The organism is Mangrovitalea sediminis, assembly GCF_002514725.1.
In the GTDB taxonomy this organism is placed as follows: Bacteria; Pseudomonadota; Gammaproteobacteria; order Pseudomonadales; family Oleiphilaceae; genus Mangrovitalea; species Mangrovitalea sediminis.
Window position 1 is genome coordinate 144,991 of sequence record NZ_NTLB01000002.1, and the last position, 26,128, is coordinate 171,118.

22 protein-coding genes are annotated in these 26,128 nt (G+C 60.4%); 14 read left to right on the forward strand and 8 right to left on the reverse strand.

The window, feature by feature from the left end:
• Window positions 1-21: 21 nt before the first annotated feature.
• Both CLR77_RS06545 and CLR77_RS06550 read right to left on the reverse strand, forming a co-directional pair.
• Window positions 22-285, reverse strand: a complete 264-nt coding sequence (locus CLR77_RS06545) for an anti-sigma factor family protein (protein WP_097459830.1) — start codon at window positions 283-285, stop codon at window positions 22-24.
• Window positions 279-917 (reverse strand): RNA polymerase sigma factor, encoded by a 639-nt coding sequence (locus tag CLR77_RS06550; RefSeq protein WP_097459831.1) that lies wholly within the window; start codon window positions 915-917, stop codon window positions 279-281. The genes CLR77_RS06545 and CLR77_RS06550 overlap by 7 nt, the downstream gene beginning before the upstream one ends.
• Before the next feature lie 297 nt (window positions 918-1,214).
• Here CLR77_RS06550 and CLR77_RS06555 point away from each other — a divergent pair, with 297 nt between their 5' ends.
• The 9 genes from CLR77_RS06555 to trxC all read left to right on the forward strand — a co-directional run bounded on the left by CLR77_RS06555 (window position 1,215) and on the right by trxC (window position 11,496).
• Entirely contained in the window at window positions 1,215-3,407 is a 2,193-nt protein-coding gene (locus CLR77_RS06555) for an FAD-dependent oxidoreductase (RefSeq protein WP_097459908.1), read from the forward strand.
• Window positions 3,407-4,201: a DUF547 domain-containing protein gene (locus tag CLR77_RS06560; RefSeq protein WP_097459832.1), complete on the forward strand. Its 795-nt coding sequence runs from the start codon at window positions 3,407-3,409 to the stop codon at window positions 4,199-4,201. Before CLR77_RS06555 ends, CLR77_RS06560 begins: the two co-directional genes overlap by 1 nt.
• Window positions 4,202-4,204: 3 nt before the next feature.
• Window positions 4,205-5,605 (forward strand): SLC5/6 family protein, encoded by a 1,401-nt coding sequence (locus CLR77_RS06565; protein WP_097459833.1) that lies wholly within the window; start codon window positions 4,205-4,207, stop codon window positions 5,603-5,605.
• Window positions 5,602-6,555 carry a hypothetical protein gene (locus CLR77_RS06570; RefSeq protein ID WP_097459834.1) on the forward strand — a complete coding sequence of 318 codons (954 nt, stop codon included), beginning with the start codon at window positions 5,602-5,604 and terminating at the stop codon, window positions 6,553-6,555. The genes CLR77_RS06565 and CLR77_RS06570 overlap by 4 nt, the downstream gene beginning before the upstream one ends.
• Before the next feature lie 246 nt (window positions 6,556-6,801).
• Window positions 6,802-7,323, forward strand: a complete 522-nt coding sequence (gene ectA, locus CLR77_RS06575; protein ID WP_097459835.1) for a diaminobutyrate acetyltransferase — start codon at window positions 6,802-6,804, stop codon at window positions 7,321-7,323.
• 109 nt (window positions 7,324-7,432) lie between these two features.
• Window positions 7,433-8,707, forward strand: a complete 1,275-nt coding sequence (gene ectB, locus CLR77_RS06580; RefSeq protein WP_097459836.1) for a diaminobutyrate--2-oxoglutarate transaminase — start codon at window positions 7,433-7,435, stop codon at window positions 8,705-8,707.
• Window positions 8,708-8,788: 81 nt separating this feature from the next.
• Window positions 8,789-9,190, forward strand: a complete 402-nt coding sequence (locus CLR77_RS06585; RefSeq protein ID WP_097459837.1) for an ectoine synthase — start codon at window positions 8,789-8,791, stop codon at window positions 9,188-9,190.
• A 105-nt stretch (window positions 9,191-9,295) separates the two neighbouring features.
• Entirely contained in the window at window positions 9,296-10,738 is a 1,443-nt protein-coding gene (locus CLR77_RS06590) for an aspartate kinase (protein WP_097459838.1), read from the forward strand.
• 320 nt (window positions 10,739-11,058) lie between these two features.
• Window positions 11,059-11,496 (forward strand): thioredoxin TrxC, encoded by a 438-nt coding sequence (trxC, locus tag CLR77_RS06595; protein ID WP_097459839.1) that lies wholly within the window; start codon window positions 11,059-11,061, stop codon window positions 11,494-11,496.
• A gap of 4 nt (window positions 11,497-11,500) precedes the next feature.
• On the opposite strand, the gene CLR77_RS06600 is transcribed toward trxC, so the two are convergent.
• The 6 genes from CLR77_RS06600 to CLR77_RS06625 form a co-directional block, all read right to left on the reverse strand.
• Window positions 11,501-11,968: a DUF3429 domain-containing protein gene (locus CLR77_RS06600; RefSeq protein WP_097459840.1), complete on the reverse strand. Its 468-nt coding sequence runs from the start codon at window positions 11,966-11,968 to the stop codon at window positions 11,501-11,503.
• Complete coding sequence (locus tag CLR77_RS06605; protein WP_097459909.1) at window positions 11,968-12,267, reverse strand: DUF6482 family protein; 300 nt, start codon at window positions 12,265-12,267, stop codon at window positions 11,968-11,970. The genes CLR77_RS06600 and CLR77_RS06605 overlap by 1 nt, the downstream gene beginning before the upstream one ends.
• A gap of 95 nt (window positions 12,268-12,362) precedes the next feature.
• Window positions 12,363-12,959: a DNA-3-methyladenine glycosylase I gene (locus CLR77_RS06610; RefSeq protein WP_097459841.1), complete on the reverse strand. Its 597-nt coding sequence runs from the start codon at window positions 12,957-12,959 to the stop codon at window positions 12,363-12,365.
• Window positions 12,956-13,705 carry a 4'-phosphopantetheinyl transferase family protein gene (locus CLR77_RS06615; RefSeq protein ID WP_097459842.1) on the reverse strand — a complete coding sequence of 250 codons (750 nt, stop codon included), beginning with the start codon at window positions 13,703-13,705 and terminating at the stop codon, window positions 12,956-12,958. Before CLR77_RS06615 ends, CLR77_RS06610 begins: the two co-directional genes overlap by 4 nt.
• Before the next feature lie 15 nt (window positions 13,706-13,720).
• The gene (gene pdxH / locus CLR77_RS06620; protein WP_097459910.1) at window positions 13,721-14,356 is read right to left on the reverse strand and encodes a pyridoxamine 5'-phosphate oxidase; all 636 of its coding nucleotides are present in this window, start codon (window positions 14,354-14,356) and stop codon (window positions 13,721-13,723) included.
• A 75-nt stretch (window positions 14,357-14,431) separates the two neighbouring features.
• Window positions 14,432-14,989 (reverse strand): hydrolase, encoded by a 558-nt coding sequence (locus CLR77_RS06625; RefSeq protein ID WP_097459843.1) that lies wholly within the window; start codon window positions 14,987-14,989, stop codon window positions 14,432-14,434.
• A gap of 133 nt (window positions 14,990-15,122) precedes the next feature.
• Between CLR77_RS06625 and modA the strand changes: the two genes are divergently transcribed.
• From modA to CLR77_RS06650, 5 genes are all read left to right on the forward strand, one after another.
• On the forward strand, window positions 15,123-15,854 hold the full coding sequence (gene modA, locus CLR77_RS06630) for a molybdate ABC transporter substrate-binding protein (RefSeq protein ID WP_198962701.1): 732 nt from the start codon (window positions 15,123-15,125) through the stop codon (window positions 15,852-15,854).
• A 6-nt stretch (window positions 15,855-15,860) separates the two neighbouring features.
• A complete protein-coding gene (gene modB / locus CLR77_RS06635) occupies window positions 15,861-16,532 on the forward strand; it encodes a molybdate ABC transporter permease subunit (protein ID WP_097459845.1) in 672 nt (223 codons plus the stop codon).
• On the forward strand, window positions 16,529-17,605 hold the full coding sequence (gene modC, locus CLR77_RS06640) for a molybdenum ABC transporter ATP-binding protein (protein ID WP_097459846.1): 1,077 nt from the start codon (window positions 16,529-16,531) through the stop codon (window positions 17,603-17,605). The genes modB and modC overlap by 4 nt, the downstream gene beginning before the upstream one ends.
• A gap of 183 nt (window positions 17,606-17,788) precedes the next feature.
• Window positions 17,789-20,749: a DUF748 domain-containing protein gene (locus CLR77_RS06645; protein ID WP_097459847.1), complete on the forward strand. Its 2,961-nt coding sequence runs from the start codon at window positions 17,789-17,791 to the stop codon at window positions 20,747-20,749.
• A gap of 32 nt (window positions 20,750-20,781) precedes the next feature.
• Complete coding sequence (locus tag CLR77_RS06650) at window positions 20,782-26,052, forward strand: PAS domain S-box protein (protein ID WP_158227136.1); 5,271 nt, start codon at window positions 20,782-20,784, stop codon at window positions 26,050-26,052.
• The last annotated feature ends 76 nt before the right edge of the window (window positions 26,053-26,128 follow it).

Genomic DNA, 26,128 nt, shown 5'->3' on the forward strand with positions numbered 1-26,128 from the left:
TGAGCGTTATCTCGCGTGTTTCTATCCGGCGCCTGGGGGATGTGTTCTTTCCGCCAGCCGTTGGGCCAGTGCGTCGTCAATTCGTGTGATCAGGCTTTCTGAGGGCTCTGCCTGACTGCGCTCAAGCCGCTTGAGGATGTCCACTGTCTGGCGCCATCCGCGGATAAAGCGCCGGCAGTGATTGCAGATCAGGAGATGAAAACGCATGGCGAAACGCCGCGACGGGGACAATTGCCCGTCGACATACTCACTCGCCAGTGACGTGAATTCTCGGCATTTTAGCATTCGCCGGTCTCCCGAAATCCTTCGATCATCGTAAACAAACGTTGTCGGGCACGATGCAAGGCCACCCTGACATTAGACGCAGACATCTCCAGAATGTTACAGACATCATCGGCGGAAAGCTGCTTCAGGTCGGTCAGGGTTAGTACTGACCGCTGATTTTCCGGCAGTCGCTCGATGTGCTTGTCGAGGCAGTCCTGCAGGGCATGCTGTTCGAACAGGTTTTCGATTTCGTTGTGGCCCCAGGATCGGGTCGGCTGACCCCAGTGACCGTCGCTGGCAAAGCGGTCCGCCATATCGGGTTCCAGCCATTCGGTAATGTCTGTCAGCGTTTCCCGCGAACTCTTGCGTAAGCGGTTTCGGGCACGGTTGGCGACGATGGTACAGAGCCAGGTCTTGAGACTGGAGCGTCCTTCGAACTTGTGGATAGCGTCGACAACGGCCAGCCAGGTATCCTGCACCACATCTTCCGCGGCCGCCGGATCGAGCATGCCGCGTGCCGTGGCCAGCATCACGCTGGAGTAGCATCGCACGGCATCCTGGTAAGCCTTGGCGTCACCGGCACGAAGACCGGCAATCAGCGTGTCCTCGATTAGGGCATCTGCCGGGGATTCATCTCCGGTTGCCTTGGCCATAGCGTATCCTTGTATGGTCTGTTCGGTCTGCCTCCGTCCGGGCTGGGTGTCTGGAGGGCTTCTGAGGCATCATCTTACTTGCACTGCCCGATTATTTGCACCTTTGGAGAGCGATGCGCACCTCCCCTGGGGTGTTGCCGGGAAAGTCGGCGCTGTAACAAATTCCGGACTCACGGGTCCATCTGATAGAAAACTTTTTCCGTAAGAGGGTGGTGGGTTCCAGTGCCCTTACGAAGGGATCTTCCCGCGGAATGACTTCGGTGGGCGTTCGCGCTCCGCAAATGAGACAGGGTAATGATGACGCGATTGGGAAAACCTTTGCTGTTGGGTCTGGTGATCGTGGCGATAACCGCCTTCTTTGCACTGGGCCTGCAGCAGTACCTGTCTCTGGCCTGGCTCAAGCAGGAACAGGCCTCGTTGGCTGCATTGATCGCCGGGGACCCTGCGACCGCTACGGCGGTGTTCATGCTGATCTACGTGTTGGTGACCGCGTTGTCGCTGCCCGGTGCGACGGTGATGACGCTGGCCGGTGGTGCGCTGTTCGGCCTCGCGTGGGGGCTGATCATGGTGTCGTTCGCCTCGTCGGTCGGCGCCAGTCTCGCCTTCTTGGCTTCGCGGTATCTGTTCCGTGACGGCCTGCAGCGGCGCTATGCCCGAGCCTTGCAGCGGGTCGATGCCGGTATTGCGCGCGACGGTGCCTTTTATCTGGCGAGCCTGCGTCTGGTGCCGGTCTTTCCCTTTTTCGTTATCAATCTGGTGATGGGGCTGACCGGTTTGCGGTTGCGGACCTTCTACGTTGTCAGCCAATTGGCGATGTTGCCGGGGACCTTTATCTATGTGAATGCGGGGACGCAGCTTGGGCAGATTGCCCAGCCGAGAGACATCCTGTCCGCTGGGTTGCTGCTGTCGTTGACCCTGCTGGGTCTATTCCCGTTGGTCGCCAAGTTTGTCCTCGCGCGCCTCCAGCGTGCGCGACTGTATCGAGGGTTTCAGCGGCCCAAGCGTTTCGATTACAACCTTCTGGTCATCGGCGCCGGTTCGGCCGGGCTGGTGTCGGCTTACATCGCATCGGCGGTGAAGGCCCGGGTTGGGCTGATCGAGCGGGATCGTATGGGCGGTGACTGTCTCAATACCGGTTGTGTCCCTTCCAAGGCATTGATTCGCTCGGCCGGTGTGGCGGACCTGTTCCGGCACGCGGACCGCTACGGTTTGCCGGCTCAGGAGCCGGACGTGCCATTCGGGCAGGTTATGGAGCGGGTACAGTCCGTGATCCAGGCTGTCGAGCCGCATGATTCCGTTGCACGCTATTCGGCGTTGGGTGTGGATTGTATTCAAGGTGAGGCACGCTTCGTCAGCCCCTGGGAGCTGGAGGTGTCGACGGCATCGGGAACACGCCGGCTCAGCGCCCGCTCGACGGTTATCGCGACCGGCGGCCGCCCGTTTCTTCCACCGATTCCAGGGCTGGAGTCCGTGGCACCGCTGACGTCGGATACGATCTGGTCGTTGCGCAAAAAGCCTGAGCGGTTGCTGGTGTTGGGTGGCGGGCCCATCGGGGCCGAGTTGAGCCAGGCCTTTGCCCGTCTTGGTGTGGCTGTCACCCTGGTGGAGGCCGGGGACCGATTGCTGAGCCGGGAAGACGAGGATGTCTCGGCGGCGGTACTGGTGGCCTTCCAGAAAGACGGGATCGATGTCCGGCTTGGCCATCGGGCTACCCGATTCGTGCGGGAGGATGGTGAGAAGGTGCTCTATACCGAGCACCGGGGTGAGCACGTTCGCCTGCCCTTCGATCAACTGCTGGTGGCTGTGGGCCGGGCGGGCAATACGGCGGGGCTGGGGCTTGAGGTTTTGGGTATCGAACCCGCCGGCAATGGCACTTTGCCGGTCGCGGAGGATCTCAGCGTCCGCTACCCCAACCTGTTCGCCTGCGGCGATGTTGCCGGTCCCTATCAATTCACCCACACGGCGGCGCATCAAGCCTGGTATGCGGCTGTGAACGGCCTCTTTGGCGGTTTCCGGCGCTTCAAGGCGGATTACCGGGTGATTCCCTGGGTGACCTTTACGGCGCCGGAAGTGGGGCGCGTCGGTCTCAACGAGCGGGAGGCTCAGGCACAAGGCGTTGCCTATGAGGTCACCCGTTACAATCTCGATGACCTGGACAGGGCCATTGTGGACAGCGCAGCACAGGGTTTTATCAAGGTCCTTACGCCACCCGGCAAGGACCGCATCCTCGGCGTGACCGTGATGGCCGATCATGCGGCAGAGATACTCAGCGAATTTATTCTGGCGATGAAGCATGGCATCGGCTTGAACAAAATCCTGGCGACGATTCATCCCTACCCCACCTGGAACGAGGCGGTGAAATATACCGCAGGCAACTGGAAGCGTGCCCATGCGCCAGCGTCGGTCCTGGGTTGGCTGGGGCGATATCATCGCTGGCGTCTCGGCGGGAGCGCGGTGTCATCGCCCACTACGCCGTCGGAGGACCATTGATGCGTCTTGTCTGGAGTTTTCTGCTGGTCATGGGGCTGAGTTTTCCAGCTTATGCCAGCTTTGATCAGAGCCACGCCGCCTGGACGCAGTTGTTGCGCAAGCATGTGACCTGGATTCGCGATGGCCATGCTTCGGTGGTGGATTATGCCGGTTTCAAGCGGGATCAGCCGGCGCTGGAGGCCTATCTGGCGACCTTGTCCGCTGTGCCGAAAGCGACGTTTGAACGCTGGACCCGGGACCAGCAACTGGCGTTTCTGATCAATGCCTACAACGCCTTCACGGTTGATCTGATCCTGCGCCACTACCCCGGCATCAAATCGATCAAGGATATCGGGTCCTGGTTCAGCAGCCCCTGGAGTATCCGTTTCTTTACCCTGTTGGACGGGAAGCGCACGTTGGATGACGTCGAGCATAAGCTGATCCGACCGGTTTATCGGGATCCGCGAGTGCATATGGCGCTGAACTGTGCCTCCAAAGGCTGTCCTGCCCTGAGGCCGGAGGCCTATGAAGCTGACCGGCTGGATGCGCAGCTGAACGACAGCGTGCGGCGCTTTTTGGGGGATCGGCCGCGTAATCGCTACAACGCGAGTGCGGGAGAGCTTCAGGTCTCCAAGATCTTCGATTGGTATGGCGATGACTGGCAAAACAACGCCGTCGGCTTTCACGGCATCAAGGATCTCTTCGCCCGCTATGCGGAGGTGCTGGCGCAAAAGCCGGCGGCGATCCAGCGTATCCGGCAGCAGGAGGTTCCCGTGGAATTTCTCGATTACGACTGGTCCTTGAATGGGAAGTAGGGCATGACGACGACGCAAACGCTGTTTTTCTGGGGTTTTCTGTTGGTTTATGGCGTGGTGATGTATGTGCTGTCGCCGCGCAGCACCAGTCCTGCTTCGTTTTTCCGGGGGGCCGATGCTCAGGGGCGGCCGGTCGGTCAGTGGTCGTTGATGGCGAGTATCTTTATCAGCTGGATCTTTGCGAAATCGGTCACCAATGCGGCCAACCTGGGGGCGACCTATGGGGTGGTTGGCGGACTTGCCTATGCCACTTACTGGTTCTCCATACCGGTGGCCGGTTACGTCATCTACCTCATTCGTACCCAGACAGGGGCAGAGAGCCTGACCCAGTTCCTGACGTCACGTTACGGCCGTCTGGCGTCCGTGGGGTTTTCGGTGGCCATTCTGATTCGTCTCTACAATGAGGTCTGGAGCAATACTGAGGTGGTCGGCGGCTATTTCGGTGCGCCCGGTCAGGCGAGCTATTATGGTGCGGCTATCCTGTTCACGATTTTCACGCTGGCCTATAGCCTCAAGGGCGGTTTGCGCAGCTCGATCTTTACGGATGTGATCCAGGCGGTGGTGTTCGTGGTCTTTGTGGGAACCGTCGCCTTTCTCATTCTGCCGCAGCATCCTCTTGGCACCCTTCTGAGCACCGGGTCTTTCCATATGAATAGCGGTCTCGACCTGTTGCTGGTCGCAGGGTTGCAGATCTTCAGCTACCCCTTTCACGATCCGGTGTTGACCGACCGGGGGTTCGTCAGTGACGAAAGACATATGCTGAAGAGTTTTATCGTCGCGGGTGTGCTCGGTTTTATTGCCGTTTTCGTGTTCAGTCTGGTGGGTGTCCATGCGCAGCTGTCCGGCATCGATGCGGCAGGTAATGCGCCGGCGGCGGTGGGTCGGGCCCTGGGTATCGGTGCGCTCTTTGTGATGACGGTGGTGATGATGACCTCGGCAGGTTCCACGCTGGATTCGACGTTCACCTCCCTGTCGAAATCCCTGGCCATCGATTTGCCCCGGCTGCTGGGGTGGGGCAAGGATAGGGCGCCGCGTATCCGCACCGGGGCGCTGGTGATGATCGCATTCGCCATTCTCGGCAACCTGCCGATGTTCGCCGGCGCGGCCATCCTTAAGGCCACCACGGTCAGCGGTACCATGGTGATGGGGTTGGCGCCGGTGTTCCTGTTCTATCGGTTTGTTCGTTGGTCGCCCTGGAGTTTCCACCTGAGTTTCTGGAGTGGTGTGGTGTTGGGGGTGTTGATGACGGTTGGCGCGATCCCTCCCAGTTGGGCTATTGGCGATGGGCACTATGCCATGCTGCTGGGTGTCAATGCCTGGGGGCTGCTGATCTGCACGGCGGGCTTCTTCATCCCCCTGGTTGTCCAGTCGCTGGCCGGGCGCCGTGTCGGTGAAGCCTTGTGAGTGATCCGGGACGCACCTGTCCGCTGCATTATCGGTATTCTCCGGAGGAGCTCTGCGCGGACCCGGGTCCTGCAGCGGCCGACGTGCTCTACGTGGTCGGCGGCCTCTATGGCAATCCGCTGGCCCTGGACCGTATCGAACGGATGGCTCAAGAAGAACGGGATGCGGGCCGCCGCGTGCGCCTGATCTTCAATGGTGATTTCAACTGGTTCAATGCGGGACCAGAGGCCTTTGCCGGAATCACGACTCGGGTGCTGGAGCATACGGCCACCCTGGGTAATGTCGAATGGGAGCTGGCTGATCCTCACCTGGAAGCTGGCTGTGGTTGTGGCTATCCGCCATCGGTCTCACAGGCGGTGGTCGACCGTTCCAACCGGATAATGGCGCGCCTGCAGTCTGCGGCGCGCGGCTTTCCCCCGTTGTGTGCGAAACTGCGGTTGCTGCCTCGCACCCTGTGCCTGCGGCTGGGCAGCCTGAAAGTCCTGGTGCTGCACGGTGACCCTGAGTCGCTGGCGGGTTGGGGACTGTCCTATGAGGCGTTGTCCCTGCCGGAAGGGCCGGCGCGTTTGTGGGCCTGGTTCGAGGCGTGCGGTGCCGACATTATCGTGTCCACCCACACCTGTTTGCCGTACCTCTGGCAGCAGGTGGTTGCTGGCCGCCCATGCAGCCTGCTCAACAATGGCTCGGCAGGCATGGGGAATTTCCGTGATGATCCGCGGGGACATCTTGTGCGCATCGCTGCCGATCCTCACCCTGAGGCTTCCCATCGCATGGAGCACAATGACCTGAAACTGGAGCTGCTCCCTGTCGCCTTCGATGTCGACGCCTGGTGGTCGCAGTTTCGGATCTGGTGGCCAGCCGGCTCGGAAGCCGATCTTTCCTACGCTGAACGTATCCGTGGCGGAACCACGCTCGACCCTCTCCAAATCGGCTTTGCCGTCCTTCGCTAACACCTTGTCCCGAAACGCTTTTTTTTGGCGCTCAAGAATGTAGACAACTATTTATCCATGATGTCATGGTTTCTTCATATTTGATTTTTATTTTGTGGTCTATATAATTTTAAACCCAATGAAGTGGCCAATGTTGCTGCAAAGTGGTTATAAAGTGTTGATTATTTAGTTATTAACGCCTTGAGCTTGTGCATATTGGGATGCAAAAACTCTACACCACTAACTTTTACATGACTATTTGATGCTATGACTGAACGTAACACGACACAAGCGCCGATCAGCCTGCGCCTACCGCAGGCCGAAGATGGTTATCGGCTGCATCAATTGGTGGCGGCCTGTCCGCCGCTGGATCCGAATTCCGTCTATTGCAACCTGTTGCAGTGCTCCCATTTTGCGGACACGGGCGTTGCTGCTGAAAAAGATGGCGAGCTCGTGGGGTTTATTTCCGGATATATCCCACCGCAGACGCCTGATGCCCTGTTTATCTGGCAGGTTGCCGTGCATGAGAACGGCCGTGGCCAGGGGCTGGGTAAGCGTATGTTGAAAGCGATTCTGGCCCGCGAAGTCTGCCGCGACGTTCGTTTCGTGCACACCACCATTACCGGTGATAACAAGGCATCCTGGGGGCTGTTTGGCTCCCTGGCCCGGGATTTCGGCGCTGACATGCAGCGTGAGCCCCATTTCGAGCGCGACCGCCATTTTGGCGGTCGGCACGACACCGAGTATCTCCTGCGGATCGGCCCGTTCGAACAGGCCGCTGCAACCTGAAGAGCGTCGGTGCGAGGGAGCGACCGAACTCTATCCACGCACCGGCATGAACCGGGGTGTCCGACCGGCACCCACTACCTCGAACCTGACATGCTAAGAGGCAAGACACATGGATATTTTCAAGACGACCGAATCTGAAGTACGTGTATATTCCCGCTCCTTCCCGGTGATCTTCAATCGGGCCAAGGGCGCGTACCTGTACACCGAGGACGGTACCGAGTACCTGGATTTCCTCGCCGGTGCGGGTACGCTGAACTATGGCCACAACAATGACACCCTGAAAGCGGCGTTACTCGACTACATTCAGCATGACGGCGTCTCCCACGGTCTGGACATGTTTACCCGGGCCAAGGCCGATTTTCTGACAGCCTACAAGACGCATATCCTGGAGCCGCGCGGTTTGGGCGACTACAAGGTCCAGTTCACCGGCCCTACCGGAACCAATGCGGTGGAAGCGGCGATGAAGCTGGCGCGCAAGATCAAAGGGCGTCACAACATTATTTCGTTCACCAACGGATTCCACGGGGTTTCCCTGGGAGCGGTCGCGGCGACCGGTAACAAGGGCCACCGCGGCGGTGCCGGCGTAGCGTTGGCGAGCGTCGACCGCATGCCGTTCTGCAACTATTTCGGCAGCGATGTCGATACCATCAAGATGATGGACAAAATGCTCAGCGACAAATCCAGCGGTATCGATCATCCGGCGGCGGTGATCGTCGAAACCGTGCAGGGCGAAGGCGGACTCAATGCAGCCAGCATGAGTTGGCTGCGCGATCTGGAAAAAATCTGTCGCAAGCACGACATGCTGCTGATCGTCGATGACATCCAGGCCGGCTGCGGCCGCACCGGTACCTTCTTCAGTTTTGAGCCTGCCGGTATCCAGCCGGACATCATTACCCAGTCCAAGTCTCTCAGCGGTTACGGCCTGCCATTTGCGATCGTGGCCTTCCGCAGTGAGTTGGACCAATGGAAACCGGGTGAGCACAACGGGACTTTCCGTGGCAACAACATGGCATTCGTGACCGCCACCAAAGCCATCGAGACCTACTGGGCTGACGACGCCTTTACCAAGAGTGTACAAGCCAAGGGTGAGCTTTTGGCGCGTCGTCTCAAGGCGATCGCCGACCAATACGGCCCGGCGCAGATGCAGCTCAAGGGTCGCGGCATGATGCGTGGTCTGAAGTGTCGCAGCGGCGAACTGGCGGACAAGATCACCAGCCTGTGTTTTGAGAAGGGCCTGATCATCGAAACCAGCGGTTCCGAAGGCCAGGTGGTGAAATGCCTGATGCCGCTGACGATTAGCGAAGCCGAACTGAACAAGGGCCTCGATATCCTGTCCGAAAGTATTCACGCGATCATGAAATCGGAGCTGAGCAAGGCTTCCTGATCGTCTGCTTTGATGAGGCCCGGCCATGGGCGCCGGGCCCGCTTTGACCCCCTATTCATTGACTGCCAGGAGATCACATCCATGATCGTTCGTACCCTGAGTGATTGTGAAAAAACCGACCGTCGTGTGGCAACGGATACCTGGGAAAGCACCCGCCTGAGTCTGAAGGATGACGGTATGGGCTTCTCTTTCCATATCACGACGATCTATCCCAATTCGGAAACCCATATCCATTACCAGAACCACCTCGAAACGGTGTACTGCATCGAAGGTGAAGGCGAAGTGGAAACCATCGCCGACGGTAAGAAGCACAAAATCGTTCCGGGCACCGTCTATATCCTCGATCAGAATGACGAGCATTATTTGCGGGGCGGCCCTGAGGGGATGAAGGTTGTCTGCGCCTTCAACCCGCCGCTGACCGGCAAAGAGGTACATGACGAGAATGGCGTTTATCCGCTGGACGCGGAGCCGGTTCAGGGCTGAGACCGGTATTGTCATCGGGCGCAGACGTGCCTGGGACGCCGGGAAGTCCGGCGTCCGCCGCTGCAGGAAGGCGGTTCCCATTCACGCGACCGAAAGAACAGGACTATGACACACGCAAATCATACTGTAGAGAAGATCGGCGGAACCTCGATGAGCGACTATCCGTCCGTTCGTCAGAACATCATCTTGAGCGAACGCGACAGTGATGACCTCTACAACCGCATCTTCGTTGTTTCCGCTTACGGCGGCGTCACGGACAAGCTGCTGGAGCATAAGAAAACCGGCGAACCGGGTGTTTTCGGCCTCTTCGCCAATGCTGAATCCGACTGGGCCTGGGGCGACGAACTGACCCGGCTGAGCCGTCATCTGTGCGAGATCAATGCCAAACTGTTCTCGGATCAAATGCTGGCACAGCAGGCTGATCAGTTTATCACCGAACGGGTTGAAGGCGTCCGCAACTGCCTGCTGGATCTTCAGCGGCTCTGTTCCTATGGGCACTTCCAGTTGGAGGAGCATCTGCTGACCGTTCGTGAAATGTTGGCCGGAATCGGCGAGGCCCACAGTGCGTTCAATACCGCGCTGCTGCTGCAGAACGAGGGCATCAACGCACGCATGGTCGATCTCACTGGCTGGCGTGACAATGCGCTGCTGCCGCTGGACGAGAAAATCCGTCTGACCTTCGAGAATATCGACCTCAGCCGGGAATTGCCCATCGTGACGGGTTATGCGCAATGTCAGGAAGGCCTGATGCGCACTTTCGACCGGGGCTACAGTGAGATGACCTTCAGCCGTATTGCCTGCATTACGGATGCAGGGGAGGCGGTCATTCACAAGGAGTATCACCTGAGTTCCGCAGACCCCAACATTGTCGGCAAGGAAAAGGTGGTGCCGATTGGCCGCACCAACTATGACGTGGCTGACCAGTTGGCCAACCTGGGGATGGAGGCGATCCATCCGCGCGCTGCCAAGGGGCTGCGCCAGAACGATATTCCCCTGCGCGTGAAGAATACGTTCGAGCCGGAGCACACCGGTACGTTGATCACTCGCGGTTATGTCAGTGAAAAACCGCAGGTGGAGATCATCGCCGGTCGCAAATCCGTGTTCGCGATCGAGGTGTTCGACCAGGATATGCAGGGGGAACCGGGTTCGGATCGCAAGATCCTGGAAGTCCTGGCTCGCTTCAAGACCCGCTTCATTACCAAGGACACCAATGCCAACACCATTACCCATTATCTGGACAGCACGCTGCGTCAGGTGAAACGGGTGGTGAAAGCGTTGGAAGAAGTGTTCCCCAATGCGGAAATCACGACGCGGAAGGTGGCCATGGTATCGGCCATCGGCAGCGACATGCAGGTGCCGGGTCTGCTGGCGCGTACCGTGCGAGCCCTCGCGGACGAGGACATCAGCATTCTGGCTATCCACCAGTGTATTCGTCAGGTCGATATGCAATTCATTGTCGACGAAGAGAATTACGAGAAATCCATCGCCAATCTCCACAAGGCATTGATCGAACCGCATAACCACGAGTATGCGATCGTCGCTGCCTGACGAGCGGCGCAATGCCGCATCGGGATACCGGGCCTGGCGCTTGGTCCGGTTGTCCGGCTGACGAGCCGGATGCACGCACAAAAAGCGTCGTCAGGCACAGGGCGGGACTCGGTCGCCTCGTCGGGTGCTTGAAACGGGGCGTCTTGCCTCCATATCGGGCATAACGTGCAAGGGAAGCGCTGATCCAATCCCCAGCGCTTCTGCTTTTGAGCCGGTCGTCGACCGGAAACCTTTGGTCATTTCTGAAATCTCGACAAGGTGGGTTTCAGGCGTGGCAAACGTGCGGGGATTGGATCAGCGCTTCCCAAGGAGTGTGCGTTATGTCCGATATTCTTCAAATCGTCTGTCCCCATTGCCACAAGACCAATCGGGTGCCTGCAGCCCGTGTTCAGGAGTCACCGTCCTGCGGCGCCTGTAAAAAGCCGCTGCTGGGTATGGGGCCTGTTGAGCTCGATGACCAGACCCTGGATACCCATCTGCGCCGTTCTGACCTGCCCATACTGATCGACTTCTGGGCATCCTGGTGTGGTCCCTGCAAGATGATGGCGCCGGAATTCAAACAGGCGGCTGCTGACTGGGAAGGCCGGGTCCGTTTCGTCAAGGTGAATACCGAAGTCGCCCAAAGCAGCGCAGCGCGCTATGGCATCCGTAGCATCCCGACGATGATCCTGTTTGATAACGGACAGGAAGTCGCCCGTATGAGCGGAGCGATGCGAGCCAGTCAGATCAGCCAGTGGTTGCAACAGCAGGGGCGCTGAAGTCTTACAGTAGCGCCAGGGAGGGCACTCCGAGGAATCCCTCGACCAGGCCAAAGCCGAGCAGGCATAGCACCGCGACCAGCGTGAGCCCGCCGCGCAGGCGCAGATACCAGTGCGGCCAATAGCTGTCCAACAGGCGATGGTCGACGATGTAGAGCGCGATGTAGGCCAGGGGGAATACGCCTGTGCGCATCGATTGTGGCGCGAGCAAACCCAGGCCGGCAACGATGAAGAAGCCCTGGCTGAGGAGCAGCGATACCAGGGGGGAAATGGGGTATGCCCGGTCCTCTACCTGCATGCTGATCGCCCAGTAAATGCCGGCCATGAAGGCCAGAATGCCGGCCGCGTAAAGATAGAACAGGGGTACTATCTGCGTGCACTCGGGCCAGAGCAGCAGGGCTGGTGGACCGGCGAGAAAGGGGATCAACCCCGCCAGGCCGACCGCCACCGCCAGACGTTGCGTTGCCAGCATCAGCTTTTCCCTCTCAGCCTGATTCGCAACGGCGCTACCGCGTGCTCGTCGAGCCCGACCATTTCGTTGTAGGCGGCCTGATGAACGACGACGGTTTCCCCGATCGGAATCTCCCTCAGCAGGTTCTGGGCTTCCCAGGCACTTCGAAACAGGCAGGTTTGCTGCTTTGCGTCGGAGAGCAGCGCCGGTTGCCCATCTATCCAAAGGCGTGCGACGTAGCGCTGACCTTCCAGTGAAAGAATTTCCAGGCAGTCGATACCCGTGCTGAGCGGCTGTAACTGGTCCAGGGTAATACGCACGGCGGTATACCTCATTCATGCGTTGTGCAGGAACATACGAGGCCCCGGCCTCCGGAGATCATCCGGGGTGTTATATCCGTGTGCGGCGGTACCGGTTACAACTGGAAGGTTTGCGCGTCTTTCAGGCTGGCTGAGCGCGCCGGGCAGTTCAGAAGGTGATCGTTCACCATGCCTACGGCCTGCATGAACGCGTAGCAGATGGTCGGGCCGACAAAGTTGAAGCCTCGTTTCTTGAGTGCTCGGGACAGTGCTTCCGCTTCCGGCGTTACGGCGGGGACGTCGGCAAGGCTCCCCCGTTCGTTGATGATGGGGCGTCCGCCGACAAAGGACCAGATGAATTCGCTGAACGACTCGCCGCGCTCGGCGAACTCGAGATAGCCGCGCGCGTTGCGGATGATGGAATTTACTTTCAACCGGTTTCGGATGATGCCGGGATCCTGCAGCAATGCTTCGATTTTGGCGTCGTCGTAACGGACGATCTTTTCGGCATCGAAGTGGTCGAAGGCGGTCCGGTAACTTTCCTGTTTACGCAGGATCGTAATCCAGCTCAGTCCGGCCTGCTGACCATCCAGGCAGAGTTTTTCGAAAAGTTCCTGCCCATCGGCGACCGGCCGGCCCCAGACGTGATCGTGGTAATGGACATAAAGGGGATCATTGCCGCACCAGGAGCAGCGTTGAGCGGTATCATTCATGGCGACCTCGGCGCAATCTGGGTATCGATGCGCCAGTCTACGTCAACCGGATGACGGGATAACAGCGCTTCCGGCTGATCGGCCTTCCAGGCCAGGAGATGGAGTGGCGGAGGCTCCTGCCCGGGGAGGCGCCAAACCAATGCCATTACATTATCCCGCCAATAGCCCAGTCGGCAGCGCCAGTCCTTTTCCTCTCGGTCACCGCTGACGCACCAGTCGCCCTTGCGGTTGCGCGTCAGCTGGATACTGTCGAAGTGGTTGGCCAGCCCCCGGCCGGTGGCTTTTACCCAGGCTTCCTTGAGGGTCCATTGCAGATAGAAAACGTCTCTCCCGACCCTATCGTCGAGGGTGGCCAGCAGGTCTCGTTCGGCAGGCGCAAACCAGCGCTCGGCAACGTCACGCCAGCGCCGCTCCGGGCGACGTTCTTCCAGATCCACACCGACTTCGCCGCCGACCGCAATGCCGGCCAGCATCAAGGTGCCGGTATGGGATAGAGACAGTCGCCAGTCCGGCCGTGTGACTACGGTTGGTGGTCCTTTTGCCGAGAGTGACCAGTCAGCAAAGGGTTCGCCGGTCTGTTGGGTCAGAGCCTGCCGCAACAGTGCCCGCGACTGGGAGAAGCGTTCTCGCGCCGCTCCCTGATGCCCATGCCAGCGAGACCGCTCGGCGGACGATAACCAGTCGGGCGGTTCAGAGGCTGGGGATAGCGGGGCCGGCTGGTAGAGCCAGAAGCCGATATCGGGCAAGGTGATTCCCGTCGCTCAGGGTTGCAGGCGTTGCAGGGTCCAGCCTGCTGCGCCGCGCCGGTATTCGAAGCGGTCATGCAGTCGATCCGGGCGCCCCTGCCAGAATTCGATACGTGTCGGGCTCACCCGATAACCGCCCCAAAAATCGGGCAGGGGAATCTCTCCTTCCGGAAAGCGCTGCGCCATTTCGGTCAGTTTTTCCTCGATCGCGTCGCGGGAGGCTATCGGTTGGCTCTGCGCCGAGGCCCAGGCGCCCAGCTGGCTGCCGCGCGGTCGGGAGTGAAAATAATCGCGGGATTCGGCCGGGTCGACACGGCTGACATCGCCCTCCAGCAGGATCTGCCGGTTCAGCGGCAGCCAGGGGAACAGCAGGCCCGCACGGGGGGTGCTGTCCAGATCCCGTCCCTTGTGGCTGTTATAGTTGGTGAAAAAGACGAAGCCCTGTCCGTCGAAGGCCTTGAGTAGTACCGTGCGGACACTGGGCATACCGGCGCTGGACACGGTGGCCAGGGACATGGCATTGACGTCCGCAAGGCCGGCATCCTGGGCGTCCTGGAACCAACGTTCGAACTGCTTGAAGGGGTCGGGATCGAGGTGACGTTCGTCGAGGCCCTCGCTTTCGTACTCGCGACGCAATTGACTGATGTCCACGAACTGCATTCCTCCTGGGAAAGTCGGTCAGTCGCCCATGATAACGGCTTCGGGTTCCTGTCACACCGCGTCAGATCAACGAAACAGATTAACCATGGCCTTGAAGCGGTCGGACGTGTCGGCTTGTTTCTGCATTTCGAACAGCGCCATCTCAACCGAGGTCAGTTGCACGCCGGCTTCTTTCATCCGCATGAGACCGAGCTCCCGGTTGCTGGACTGACGTGCACTGATGGCATCGGAGACGGCCCATACCGCATAACCCTGGTCGAGCAGGTCGCGGGCGGTCTGCCAGACGCAGACATGGGCCTCGATGCCGACCAGCAGCACCTGTTTTCGGCCGCTGGACTGAAGGCGCCTCCGGGCCTCGTCGTTTTCCCAGGCGCTGAATGTGGTCTTGGGGATCGGGCTCAGTCCTTCCAGCGCCTGTGCCACCGTTTCCCGTGTCGGCCCCAGTTTTTCAGGGATCTGCTCCATCCAGAATACGGGGAGTTCGAAGAGTCGCGCGCCACGGATCATGCGGGCGGCTTCCTGTTCGAAGCTGTCGGCGTTGCACATCAATTCCGCCAGGCGTCCCTGAATATCGATAACCATCAGGGCTGCCTGATTGGGGTCCAGTCTGGGTTGTGTCGTCATCACGACGGTCTCCGCGATCGGTTGACCTCTGCGGTCAACAATGGTTTGCTTCCGGGGTTGTGGCCGCGCGTTCGTGCGCACATGCTTGCGGTGCCTCACCACCCCACCTGCCTACAGTCTAGGAGAATTGACCGTGTCTCGTCTCGTTCTGTTGCTTTGCCTGTGTCTCGCCAGTGTATCTGCCTGGAGTGAGACGGCACGGGTCGCCGTCGCAGCCAACTTCGCCGGAGTCGCCAAGCAACTGGCTGCCCGGTACGAAAAAGTGTCGGGTAACCGGATCGAGCTGGTGCGGGGCAGCACGGGTAAACTCTATGCCCAGATCGAACATGGCGCCCCCTATGACGTCTTCCTGGCAGCGGACATCCACCGCCCCAAATTGTTGGAGGCGGACGGTCACGGCAAGGCGGGTTCGCGTTTCACCTATGCCATCGGGCAATTGGCGTTATGGCAGCCGGGTGGAATGCATGCGCATGACACCCTTCTGCAACCGGGTCAGTGGCAGCTTCTGGCGATTGCCAATCCCAAGCTGGCACCTTATGGTCTTGCTGCGCAGCAAACCCTGGAAAAAATGCATCTCTGGCAGTCGGTAAAGGATCGTCTGGTGCTGGGCGAGAATATCAGTCAGGCCTACCAGTTTGTTGCATCCGGTGCGGCCAGCCTGGGCTTTATCGCGTTGAGCCATGCCCGTGCCAATCACCTGCCGGATTCATCACTCTGGATAGTGCCGGGCAGCATGCACGCGCCGATCGAGCAGCAGGCCGTACGTCTGACCGACAATACGGCGGGGCGCGACTTCCTGACGTTCCTGCAGAGTGCCAAGGCGCGTCCGATCATCGAGGCCGCCGGCTACAAGCTGCCGGACTGATCACCGATGGCCGATGCCGGCGCACTCTTCCTCAGCCTCAAGCTGGCGGGCCTGACGACGCTGGTGCTGTTGTTGCTGGGGCTGCCGTTGGCCTGGTGGCTGGCGCGCAACCGGCATCCGGTCCGGGCCCTTATCGAAGCCGTCGTCGCCTTGCCGCTGGTGTTGCCGCCGACGGTGTTGGGATTTTACCTGCTGGTTGCATTCAGCCCGACCGGCAGCGTGGGGCATTGGATCGCGGCGCTCGGTGGCCCTCCGCTGGTGTTTTCTTTTACGGGACTGGTGGTCGGTTCCTGCCTCTATTCGCTGCCATTTATGGTTCAACCCCTGCAAACCCAGTTCGCTGCCCTCGATAGACGGTCGCTGGAGGCCGCGGCAACCCTCGGGGCAGCACCGCTGGACCGCTTCTTTTCGGTGATCCTGCCCCAGTCCCGAGGCGGCTTGCTGACAGCCTGTGTCTTGACGTTTGCCCATACGCTGGGCGAGTTCGGCGTGGTGCTGATGATCGGCGGCAATATACCGGGGCAGACCCGCGTCGCCAGCATTGCGATTTTCGATCAGGTGGAGGGCCTCAATTACGCGGCGGCCAATCATCTGTCGCTGATCCTGCTTGGCGTGTCGTTCGGCTTGCTGTTGGCGGTTTATCTGCTGAAACGACGTTGGTCTGAGGCGATGTCATGACGCTCGATTTCGCCATCCGTTTGCGGCAGGGGAACTTTCAGTTGGAGGCTGTTGGACAGGTGCCCCGGGGCGGGATTACGGCATTGATCGGCCCTTCCGGGGCGGGTAAGTCCACCTTGCTGCGGGTGCTGGCGGGATTGGAAACCCGTGCAACCGGCCATATTCGCCTGGGGGATGAAACCTGGTTGTCGGCGGAGCAGCAGGTGCCGGCGCACCGGCGTCGCGTTGGTCTGGTGTTTCAGGACGGCGCCCTGCTGCCGCACCTGACGGTAGCCGGTAACCTCGACTATGCACTCAAGCGCGCCCAAAAACCCCGTCTGGCAAGGAACGAGGCGATATCGTTGACCGGCATCCGGAATCTGCTGGAACAGCGGCCCTCCCAGCTATCGGGCGGGCAGCGGCAGCGTGTCGCTCTTGCCCGCAGTCTCGTCACTGACGCCAGCGTCCTGTTGCTCGATGAACCCCTTTCGGCGCTGGATCAGCAGGCCCGTCAGCCGTTGATCGCAATTTTGCGCCAGTTACCGACGCGGGTGGGTATTCCGGTGCTCTATGTCAGTCACAGCCTGGAGGAGGTCGGCCTGCTGGCGGATCATGCGTTGTTGATCGAGGCGGGGCGCATTTGTGCGTCAGGTGGGCTGCGACCGTTACTGACTGATCTGGAACAATCCCAGGCCCGGCTGCCCCATGCGCTCACGCCGATTGATGGAAGCATCCGTTCCCATGATGTGGCTGATGGTCTGACGGCTATCGCCTGGGGCCGGGAAACGCTCTGGATTCCCCGTGTTGGCGGCGAACCGGGGGATGGCGTGCGCTTATTGCTGCATGCCCGGGATTTGAGCCTGGCCCTGGAACGGCCGAGCGACAGCAGTATTCTCAACAGCGTGCCTGTGCAGGTCCTGGATTGGTATGACCATGGCAACGGACAGTGCACGGTCCGCCTGGAGACCGAGACCGGTGCCTTGCTCGCCCGGATTACCCGGCGCTCGGCACGCCTGCTCGATCTCCACCCCGGCCAGTTACTGTTTGCTTTGATAAAGTCGGTGGCACTGCCGGAGATGCCGGTCGAGGACTAGGCCAGGCGGCGCCGCGGGCGTCGAAGGCTGCTCCAGATCATGCGATGTCTTGGCTAAACATAAAGCCCTCTACACTTGACCCCGATTTGTTCGTATCCTGCCAGTTAGGAAACACAGAATTCATGGGCCAGTGGGCCCGTTTCTCCGGCTATCGTGCGTCCCAATCCTCAGAAGGAGCTTTCCGTGACAGCCCCGGCGACCCGTCCCCGCAAACCGATCTATCGCATGGTTTCGTTCTGGCTGTCACTGCTGATGATTCTCTATGCCCTCGTCGGTTTTGTCATTGTGCCCTGGTGGCTCAAGCAGCAGTTGCCGAAACAGTTGCAGGAGCAGCTCGGCTGGCAGTCGCAGGTGAGCGACATCTACTTCGATCCGTTTGGGTTAACGCTGGAGATCGATAACCTGCAGGCGAAGGATGCCCAGGGTGCAGAGGTGGTCGCCTTCAAGCGGTTGTTCGTCAACCTGTCTTTCTGGTCGCTGTTTCGAGGTGTGATCGATTTTGACGATATCCAACTGGATCAGCCGTTTGTCCGTCTCGATCTGCTCAAGCATTACCAGCTGAACCTGGTGCGGGATTGGCAGCAGCGGCACCCGACTACGACGGATAAAGCACCGTCCAAGGAGGCTGGGTCGCCGCCGCCACTCTTGCTGTCGCACATCGAGATCAAGGGCGGGCATATCAAGCTTCGGGATTTCAGTCAGGCCAAGCCAGCGGAGTTCAATGTCGCCCCGATCGATCTCAGCCTGAACAATATCGGCACGCTGGACAAGACGGGTGATGCTGAAAACGCCGGCCACTACCAGCTGTCGGCGAAGATCGGCGAAAAACAGTCGCTGCAATGGGAGGGATCGCTGAATCTGCTGCCGTTCCAGTCCCAGGGCAAACTCAAGCTGGAGCATATCGATCAGGCGACTATCTGGCATTTTGCTGCGGCCTATGCGCCCTATCATCTGGCGGCCGGCGATGTGTCGGTGACAACGGGTTACAACCTGGATATCGGCAATCGTTTCAATATCAGTACTCATGACGGCAGTGTCGAGCTGAACAATGTAGCGGTGGGGCTGATCGGCGATGCCACGGCTGATGCCCCCCAAAACACCTTGCTGAAGGCTGCTAACATCAAGGTCAGCGGCATTCATTTTGACCTGGACCAACAGCAGCTCGGCATTGCCGACATTGCCGCCCAGGATCTCGACATCGCTTTGCGTCGCGACAAAACGGGTGCGCTGAATGTGATGCGTCCGTTCCAGTCCTCGGGCGACGATAAGCCGGCCAATCCGGCGGGCGGCGGCAGCGCCGCTTTTCGTTGGTCTATCCAGCACATCGGCCTGAAACACAGTCAGGTAAGCTGGTACGACGGTACCCTGACGCACCCGGATACCATCACCCTGAGCGATATTTCCGCCGAGGCGGGTGGTCTGAGCGACAAGCTGGACAGCCCTATCAACTACAGCCTGCAATTGCAGCCGGGTACCCAGGGTAGCTTGCAGGTGACCGGCGATGTCACGCCGCAACCTTTCACCCTATCGAGCAAGATCCGCCTGGATCAGATGGCGCTGGCGGGGGTGCAGGGCTACCTGCAGCAGTCGGTTGCCATGAAAGTGAAGGACGGCACGGCCAGCTTCAGCGGTGAACTCAACCTGGGGCAGAAAGATAACAAGCTGAGCGGGACCCTGTCCGGCGATGCCAGTGTCGACCAACTGGCGACCCAGACCCTTGCCGACGGACAACCCCTGGTGGACTGGCAAAAGCTGGCGATCAACCAGATCCAGTTCAACCTGCAGCCGCTGGTTTTCCATGTCGGCCAGGTGCAGTTGACCGAGCCGACAGCGCACATCATTCGCCTCAACGACAAGCAGACCAACCTGGATGAATTGGCGGTAGCTTCTGCCGCGCCCGCCAAGGCCGCCCCGGCCCCGGCGGCGCAGAAGGATACGTCCGAAGCCGGTCCCTGGCCGGTGCTCCGCATCGATCATATTGCCCTGCAGAAGGGGCAGGTGGATCTCGAGGACCGCTCCATGAAACCGGCGGTCAACACGCGGTTGCATGATCTCAACGGCACCATTACCGGCCTGACGAACGTGCGACCGGAAAAGGCGAAGCTCGATCTGAAAGGCCTGCTGGGGGATTACGGGCAACTCAACGTCAATGGGGAACTGGGGGCCATCGGCAAACAGAGCACGACCCAGTTCACGGTTAAGGCGGACAACATTTCCCTGCCGCCGTTATCACCCTATTTCGGCCGTTATCTCGGTTATCAGGTCGCCAACGGCAAGCTGGCGCTGTCCCTCGACTATAAGATCGAAGGAAAGCATCTGGAGTCCAGTAACCGGGTAAACCTGGACCAGCTCGACCTGGGGGCGGCGACGGACAGCCCCGACGCGGTGAAGGCGCCGGTCAAGCTGGGATTGGCACTGTTAAGGAACCGCGATGGCGTCATCGATATGAATATTCCGGTGAGTGGCGATCTCGACGATCCCAGTTTCAGCGTCAGTAGCGTTGTCCTGCATGCGTTCGTCAACCTGATCGTGCGTGCCGCCACGACACCCTTCGCGGTTCTCGGCACCCTTACCGATCTGGCCGGCCTGACCGGGGACGAACTCAGTCATGCCCGGTTCGAGCCTGGCAGTGCTCAGATTCCGGAAAGCGAACAGAAGAAGTTGAAAGGTCTCGCCGAGGCCCTCGCCAAGCGACCGCAACTGATCCTCAATATCAGCGGTGGCGTGGCTCCTGCGGCGGACAGGATCGGTTTGGGACGGGCCCGGATCATGGGCGACTTGGATCAGCAACTCGGTGCAGATGCCGCATTGGGTGATCGAATCAAGGCGCTGGAAAGTCGCTTGCGCAGCCAGCAGGGCGCTGCAGCACTCGCCGCCTTGGAAAAGGCATCAGGGGTTGCCGGCGCGGAGCGGTTGCAGAGTACGGCTTGGGAAAATGCCTTGCTTGACGCGCTCGCCAAGACGCAGAAACTCCCCGCCGATGCGCTGACCAAACTGGCCAATGCCCGGGCGCAAAGCCTGCAGCACGCACTGGTGACGCAGTACCAGGCGCCACCCAAACAGCTGTTCGTCAAGTCGCCGGAGATGTCGGCGAAGTTTGAACAGGGCAAAGTCGTCCTCGGCTTCTCCATGGGGACTCGTTGAACCGGGGCGACAGACCACGCGGAAGGATGGCTATGCGACCAGGACGGCTGCGTTATCGCATCATGTTGGCGACCTTGGTCCCGGTCGCCCTCATCTTTGTCCTGCTGCTGTCCTTTCAGCTCATCGAAGGCCGTCGGCAGGTGCGGCAGGAGAATGTGGCGCAGCTCGAGCACCGGGCCGACCGTGCGGCGAAGCATCTGGATGGCCTCTTGTTCAGGACCGCCCAAAGCACGCGGGAACTGGCCGAGCTGATCAAGGCCAATCCCCAGCAATCCCCCGATCAGCTCTACCTGCTGCTGCGTAATCACCTGGAGCACACGGATGACGTGCTCTACGCGATGGCGGTGGCGTTTGCGCCCCATGCCTATCACGACCGCCGCCTGTTTGCCCCCTACGTGCGTCGCTCGCAGGCTGGCACGGTCAGCCTCGATCTGGTCGCCACCGATATCGACTACACGGCTCCCCGCTTCGATTGGTACCACGTCCCGGCGGACACCCTGCGTCCCTACTGGAGCAAACCCTATTTCGAGCGGTCCGCCGGCCAGGTGGTGATGGTCACCTATGCCTATCCGCTGGTCGTGGATGGTCAGTTGCTGGGGGTGATCACCGCCGATATCAATGTGCAGGAGCTGGCGGAAGCCCTGGACCTGGACCCAGCCAGCTTTTACCTGACCACCAGCGACGGCCAGTACATCTACAACCCTGATCCGCTGAAGATCATGAACAGCAATCTGCAGTCGGACCAGCTGTTCAGCGACCACTTCCATTTCTTTGACCGGTCATTGAGCGCCAGCCCAGGCTTCCAGGCGGTGGAGACGAGCGATGGCAACATGTTGTGGACTGCCCATGCGCCGGTGCCGCTGCCTGACTGGCGGTTGCTGGTTACCCAATCCAGGGCGGTGGTCTACGCACCGATTCGACATGAGATGCATACCGCGCTGGCGGGCCTGCTGATTCTTTTGGTGGGGGCGGCGCTGGCCGTCTTCTTTGCCGCACGCCGGGTATCGCGGCCCCTGGAATCCCTGCGCCTCAGTGTGGAGCGGATGCGTGCCGGGGATTGGGATACGGCGATCCCCGTCGATAGGGGTAGCGTGGAAGTGCGTAGCCTGGCGGAAACCCTGTCGCAGATGGCGCAGGAGCTTAAAGGGCGCGAGGAAAGTATTCTCGATGCCCGTGGCCAGCGTTTTTCCGCGCTGCTGGAAGGCCTGGTGAAGCATTTCTTCTACTTTCAGATGGGGCCGGGCGGCAGCATCCTTACCGTGACGCCAACGGTCGCCAGCGTGCTGGGCTATTCCCCGAAAGAGTTCCAGCACCTGTATCCGCGTCTGTTCACGCCGAATCCGATCAACGGTGACAATCTGCGTTACACGGAGTTGGCGCTCAGTGGAAAGACCACGCCGTTACATACCATCGAGATGCGCGATGCCGATGGCCAGACCCATGAGCTGCAACTGGCACTGCGTCCGATCTGTGCCAGCGACGGACAGGTCCTGGCGGTGGAAGCCCTGGTCACCGACGTGACCGAGCTGGCATCGGTCGCGCGCTGGTTCCAGCACCTGCTGGAAGCGACGCCGGACGCGATGGTGATCTGCGACGATCAGGGACGCATCGAATACCTCAACGAGCGGGCCCGCAGCCTGTTCGGTTATGCGCCGGAGACCCTGCGCGGCCAGGCTTTCATGACGCTGATATCCGATCGTTGTGAGGCCGGCTGCCGGGCGACACTGGATCAGGTGTTGACGCGGCCACTCGATGCGCAGGTCAGCACGGGGCTGGAAATTCCCGGTCGGCGCCAGGACGGCAGCGAATTCATCATGGAAGTCAGTTGGGCGGTCGCCCGGCAGACGACGGATCGTCGTCCCAAGGTGCTGGTGGCCATGCGGGATATCAGCGACAAGAAGGCGGCGGAGACGGAATTGCGGCGGCAGGAGCAGCAGTTTCGCACGCTGGTCCAGAACACGCCGGGCGCCATATACCGTGCTGACCTGGAGGCTCCACCGCGCATCCGCTTTATCAGCGACGTGATCGAAAACCTGGTGGGCGAACGGGCGGAGGCACTGATCGGACAGCCCCTGTCACAACTGCACCAGTGGATAGAGCGCGAAGACCGGGACACCGTCGAACGGACCCTACAGCAGGCCATCGAAACCCGGTCGACCTATTACGTCCAGTACCGCATCCAGCGCCGGGACGGCGCCAGGCGCTGGATCAGCGAGCGGGGGCAGGTCTCGGCGGATAGCGAGGGACGGGCCGCCAGCCTGGACGGCCTGATGATGGACATCACCGAACCGAAGGAGGCCAACGAACGGATCGAGCTGGCCAAGAAGCGCCTGCAGGAAATCGCCGACTCCGTGCCCGGGACGGTCTTTCAGTTGGAGCAGCAGACAGACAAGGCGTTGAAGGTGACCTTCCTCAGCAACGGCGTGATCCGTACTCACGGCATCCGGCGCGAGCTGGCGATTGCCCAGCCCGACCTGATGCTGGCGGTCGTCGATGATGAAACCCGGCAACGGCTCATTACCCAATTCGCCGAGGCCGAAGGCCCGGTCAATGAAGAGGTGGAAGTCCGTCTGCCGGGTGGTTCCCGGCGCTGGCTGGGCTGTAGTGCACTGCCCTATCGGCAACGGGACGGACGGGTGCTTTGGAACGGTTACTGGGTCGATATCAGCCGGCAAAAACGGGCAGAAGAGGAGCTGGCCCGGAGCGAGGCCTTTTTCCGCACCATCTTCGACCAGGCGGATGTGGGCCTGGTCAGTCTGGATATCCGCGGCAATATCCAGCGGGCCAATCCCGCCTTCCAGCGGCTGTCCCGCTATTCGGGGGAGTCCCTGCAGCAGATGAACCTGCTGATGCTGATCCATCCGGATGACCAGGATGCCATCAGCCGGCACCTGCAATCCATCGGCCAGGATGGTCAGTTGCACTTCAAGCAGGAGGTCCGCTTCCGGCGGCAGGACGGCACTTTGCGCTGGGGGGATCTGCGGTTTACGGTCATGCGCAACCGTCAAGGCGAGCCCGATGAGTGTATCGCCATTATTGCCGATATCTCGGAGCAGCGGCGGGTGGCCATGGCCCTGGCAGAGGCCAAGCAGGCAGCGGATCAGGCCAGTCGCGCCAAGAGTGAGTTCCTGGCCAATATGAGCCATGAAATCCGTACGCCGATGAATGCCATTATCGGTTTGACGCACCTGACCCAGCAAACGTCGCTGGATGCGCAACAGCGTAACTACATCGACAAGATCGATGGGGCTGCCCACAACCTGCTGGGCATCATCAATGATATTCTCGACTTCTCCAAAATCGAAGCTGGCCGTCTCGACCTGGAGAAGGTGACGTTCCGTCTCGATGATATCCTGACGCAGATCGGCGATCTTTTCGGACACCGGGCCGGTGAAAAGGGGCTTGAGCTGGTCTTCGTGGAAGAACCGGGGTTGCCACTGCAACTGGTGGGCGACCCCCTGCGCTTTTCACAGATACTGATTAACCTGGTGAGTAACGCCATCAAGTTCACTGACCAGGGTGAAATCGTCCTGAGTCTGCGAGCCCAGCAAAGGGATGCTGACAGCCTTCTCCTCTATTGCAGTGTGCGTGACTCCGGTATCGGCATCTCGCCTGAGCAGCAGCAGCGCCTGTTCCGGTCATTCAGTCAGGCTGACGGGTCGACCACCCGGCAGTTCGGCGGTACCGGATTGGGGCTGGCGATTTGCCGGCAGCTGGTGACGATGATGGGCGGCGAAATCGGCGTCGAGAGCACGCCCGGTGAGGGAAGCACTTTCCATTTCACCGCCCGCATGGGCATTGCCGAAGGCAGCTTGATCGACGCTATGCCGCTCAATGTGCTGGAAGGGTTGCCGGTGCTGGTGGTGGATGACAACGAAACCGCCCGTGACAACCTGCGCGACATCCTGGAAAGTTTCGACCTGAAGGTTGTGATGGCAGCCTCGGGTGAGGAGGCTCTACACCAACTGGCGGTGGCGGAGCCGCCGATTCGGCTGGTGCTGATGGACTGGCGCATGCCGGGGCTGGATGGCGTCGAAACGGCGAGACGAATACAACGTAGCGGTACGGCACCGGAGGCGCCGGTTATTATCATGGTATCGGCCTATGATCAGAGTGATGCCCTGAGTGAGGCCCAGGCGGTAGGTATCCATCACTTCGTGCCCAAGCCGTTGAGCCCATCGACCTTGCTCGACAGCGTGTTGCAGGCGTTGGGGCATTCGGTGCGGCGTCAAGGTGACGACCACCTGATGCCGATCCTCTCGGACCAGCAGCTGTCCCACCTGGAGGGGCGGCGTGTGTTGTTGGTCGAAGACAACGATATCAATCAGGAAGTGGCTGCTGCACTGCTGGGCGAAATCGGTCTCAAGGTGGATCTTGCCGAAAATGGCCGCGAAGCGGTCGACAGCGCCCTGGAGGGGCATTACGAGCTGGTGCTGATGGATTGCCAGATGCCGGTGATGGATGGCTATCAGGCGACGGCTGAGATTCGGCGTCGCCTTGGCGAGCAGGCACCGCCGATTGTGGCCATGACCGCCAATGCCCTGGCTGACGATCGCGAAGTCTCGCTGGCTGCGGGCATGGTCGATCATGTCGCCAAACCCATAGACATTGCCCAACTGCATCGGGTCATTTGGCGTTGGCTGGGGACCGAGGCAATTCCCGAGGTACATGCGGCACCGGCGCCGAAGCCCTCCCGCGCGGATGGTCCTGTGCTCGACCGTCGCCGCGGGATCGCACTGCTGGGCGGCGATGAGCGTGCCTACAATCAATTGCTGCAGCTATTCCGTGCTCGGCAGGCGGATGCCATGGCACAGTTGCAGGCCGCGCTCGATGCTGGCGACGCCGAACTGGCTCAGCGGCTGGCCCATACCCTGAAAGGCCTGGCCGGTAACCTGGGTGCGGGAGCCCTGCAACGGTCTGCTGCGCGGCTGGAAAAGTCGCTGCAGCAGCGGACAGCGTCGGATCAGGAGCTTCGGGACGTGGCGAACGCGCATCGGGCGGTCCTTGATGCCATCGACGCCGCAGACCTGAAGCCGGTGGAGAAAACCGTACGGAAGGCGACGTTGACCGACGATGAACTGCTGTCCGGGCTGCGGCAACTACGGCAGCTTCTGGCGGAATACGACGGAGCTGCCGTCAATGCCCTGCATGCCCTGGCGGCGGACCTCGATGCCCGCAATGTTGCGGACGATCGACTCCAGCTACAGCGTGCCTTGGAAAGTTACGATTTCGATGCGGCTATCGAGCATGTCGATGGGCTTCTCGATACCCTGGCGAGGGGTGGCCGGACAAGCGCCGAATAGTCACGCCAGGGTCTGCCGGTTGTGGTCTGCGTAGCCTGTTGTACAAACCAATAATCAGCGATTTGTGTGAGCGACG

Excerpts from the sequence above, each read along its gene's own strand:
- CLR77_RS06545 (WP_097459830.1), bottom strand. The coding sequence starts at position 285 with ATGCTAAAATGCCGAGAATTCACGTCACTGGCGAGTGAGTATGTCGAC.
- CLR77_RS06550 (WP_097459831.1), bottom strand. The coding sequence starts at position 917 with ATGGCCAAGGCAACCGGAGATGAATCCCCGGCAGATGCCCTAATCGAG.
- CLR77_RS06555 (WP_097459908.1), top strand. The coding sequence starts at position 1,215 with ATGACGCGATTGGGAAAACCTTTGCTGTTGGGTCTGGTGATCGTGGCG.
- CLR77_RS06560 (WP_097459832.1), top strand. The coding sequence starts at position 3,407 with ATGCGTCTTGTCTGGAGTTTTCTGCTGGTCATGGGGCTGAGTTTTCCA.
- CLR77_RS06565 (WP_097459833.1), top strand. The coding sequence starts at position 4,205 with ATGACGACGACGCAAACGCTGTTTTTCTGGGGTTTTCTGTTGGTTTAT.
- ectA (WP_097459835.1), top strand. The coding sequence starts at position 6,802 with ATGACTGAACGTAACACGACACAAGCGCCGATCAGCCTGCGCCTACCG.
- ectB (WP_097459836.1), top strand. The coding sequence starts at position 7,433 with ATGGATATTTTCAAGACGACCGAATCTGAAGTACGTGTATATTCCCGC.
- CLR77_RS06585 (WP_097459837.1), top strand. The coding sequence starts at position 8,789 with ATGATCGTTCGTACCCTGAGTGATTGTGAAAAAACCGACCGTCGTGTG.
- CLR77_RS06590 (WP_097459838.1), top strand. The coding sequence starts at position 9,296 with ATGACACACGCAAATCATACTGTAGAGAAGATCGGCGGAACCTCGATG.
- trxC (WP_097459839.1), top strand. The coding sequence starts at position 11,059 with ATGTCCGATATTCTTCAAATCGTCTGTCCCCATTGCCACAAGACCAAT.
- CLR77_RS06600 (WP_097459840.1), bottom strand. The coding sequence starts at position 11,968 with ATGCTGGCAACGCAACGTCTGGCGGTGGCGGTCGGCCTGGCGGGGTTG.
- CLR77_RS06610 (WP_097459841.1), bottom strand. The coding sequence starts at position 12,959 with ATGAATGATACCGCTCAACGCTGCTCCTGGTGCGGCAATGATCCCCTT.
- CLR77_RS06625 (WP_097459843.1), bottom strand. The coding sequence starts at position 14,989 with ATGACGACACAACCCAGACTGGACCCCAATCAGGCAGCCCTGATGGTT.
- modB (WP_097459845.1), top strand. The coding sequence starts at position 15,861 with ATGGCCGATGCCGGCGCACTCTTCCTCAGCCTCAAGCTGGCGGGCCTG.
- modC (WP_097459846.1), top strand. The coding sequence starts at position 16,529 with ATGACGCTCGATTTCGCCATCCGTTTGCGGCAGGGGAACTTTCAGTTG.
- CLR77_RS06650 (WP_158227136.1), top strand. The coding sequence starts at position 20,782 with ATGCGACCAGGACGGCTGCGTTATCGCATCATGTTGGCGACCTTGGTC.